Raw genomic sequence first — 1,796 nt, forward strand, 5'->3', positions numbered from 1 at the left:
CGATCGCGCGCTGATCGCCGAGCGGATGGAGCGGCGCCGGGACCACTTCATGCCCGGCGCCCTGCTCGACTCGCAGTTCGCCGCGCTGGAGCCGCTCCAGCCGGGCGAGTTCGGGGCCGCCGTGTCCGTGGACCGGGGCCCCGGGTCGATCACGGCCGAGGCCGTCGCCGTACTCCGGAACCACCCGGTGCCGGCCGTACCCGAGGGCCGGCCGGAGCCTGCCGCACCTGGCAGCCGGCCGGAGTCCGCCATACCTGGGGGCCAGCCGGCGCCCGCCGCACATGGGGGCCAGTCGGCGCCCGCCACCACCCACCGTTAAGGAATCCACCGTGTCCGGTCGTCTCAGTGTCGAGATGCTGGCAGCGGACCCCGTCGAGCCGATCACCTCGGCGGGGCATGCACAGCTGGGCGTCGCCGTCCTCGTCGGTATCGCCGTCATCGTCCTGCTCATCACCCGCTGGAAGGTGCACGCCTTCCTCTCCCTGACCATCGGCTCACTGGTCCTCGGCGCGGTCGCGGCCGCCCCGCTGGACAAGGTGATCGCCAGCTTCACCGCCGGGCTCGGTACGACGGTCTCGGGTGTCGGCGTCCTCATCGCGCTCGGCTCGATCCTCGGCAAGCTGCTCGCCGACTCGGGGGGCGCCGACGAGATCGTGGACACGATCCTCGCCAAGTCGAGCCGGCGGAGCATGCCGTGGGCCATGGCGCTGATCGCGGGCATCATCGGGCTGCCGCTGTTTTTCGAGGTCGGGATCGTGCTGCTGATCCCGGTCGTGCTGCTGGTCGCCAAGCGCGGCAACTTCTCCCTGATGCGCATCGGCATCCCGGCGCTCGCCGGCCTGTCCGTGATGCACGGCCTCGTACCGCCGCACCCCGGCCCGCTCGTCGCGATCGACGCGGTCGGCGCCAACCTCGGGATCACGCTGGCGCTCGGTGTGCTCGTCGCGATCCCGACGGTGATCATCGCCGGTCCGGTCTTCGCGCGCTTCGCGGCCCGCTGGGTCGATGTGACGCCGCCGGAGGGTCTGATTCCGCAGCGGCCCTCGGAGTCCCTGGAGAAGCGCCCGAAGTTCGGCGCCACGGTGGCGACCGTGCTGCTGCCGGTGGTGCTGATGCTGGTCAAGGCGCTGGTCGACATCGTGATCGACGACCCCGAGAACCACATCCAGCGCGTCGCCGACGTCGTCGGCGCACCGCTGATCGCGCTGCTCGCGGCCGTGGTCGTCGGCATGTTCACGCTGGGCCGCGCGGCCGGCTTCACCAAGGAGCGGCTGGCGTCGACCACCGAGAAGTCACTCGTACCGATCGCCGGGATCCTGCTGATCGTCGGCGCGGGCGGCGGCTTCAAGCAGACGCTGATCGACGTCGGTGTCGGCCGGATGATCCTCGACTTCTCCGAGAACTGGAACATCTCCGCGCTACTGCTGGCCTGGCTGATTGCGGTCCTCATCCGCCTCGCTACGGGCTCGGCGACGGTCGCCACGATCTCCGCCGCGGGCCTGGTCGCTCCGCTGGCCGCGGACATGAGCACGACGCACGTCGCACTGCTCGTCCTCGCGATCGGCGCGGGCTCGCTCTTCTTCAGCCACGTCAACGACGCGGGGTTCTGGCTGGTGAAGGAGTACTTCGGGATGAGCGTCGGCCAGACGTTCAAGACGTGGTCGGTGATGGAAACGATCATCTCGGTCACCGGCATCGTCTTCGTCCTGCTGCTGTCCCTGGTCTTGTAGCCCGCATCAGTGTTGCGCGACGCCGCGGCCCCCTCCTCCTACGAGAAGGGGGCCGCGGCGTCGCGC

Annotated in this window: 1 protein-coding gene and 1 pseudogene; both read left to right on the plus strand. The window is 70.4% G+C overall.

Translation table 11 applies throughout. The annotated features are described in order from the left end of the window. A pseudogene (locus AOK16_RS27795) lies at positions 1–319 on the plus strand (hypothetical protein); the annotation flags it as partial. A gap of 34 nt (positions 320–353) precedes the next feature. Next, on the plus strand, positions 354–1,730 hold the full coding sequence (locus AOK16_RS23700; RefSeq protein ID WP_398719632.1) for a GntT/GntP/DsdX family permease: 1,377 nt from the start codon (positions 354–356) through the stop codon (positions 1,728–1,730). Positions 1,731–1,796: the final 66 nt, after the last annotated feature.

It is taken from the genome of Streptomyces pathocidini, from assembly GCF_001418495.1.
GTDB classification, from domain to species: domain Bacteria; phylum Actinomycetota; class Actinomycetes; order Streptomycetales; family Streptomycetaceae; genus Streptomyces; species Streptomyces pathocidini.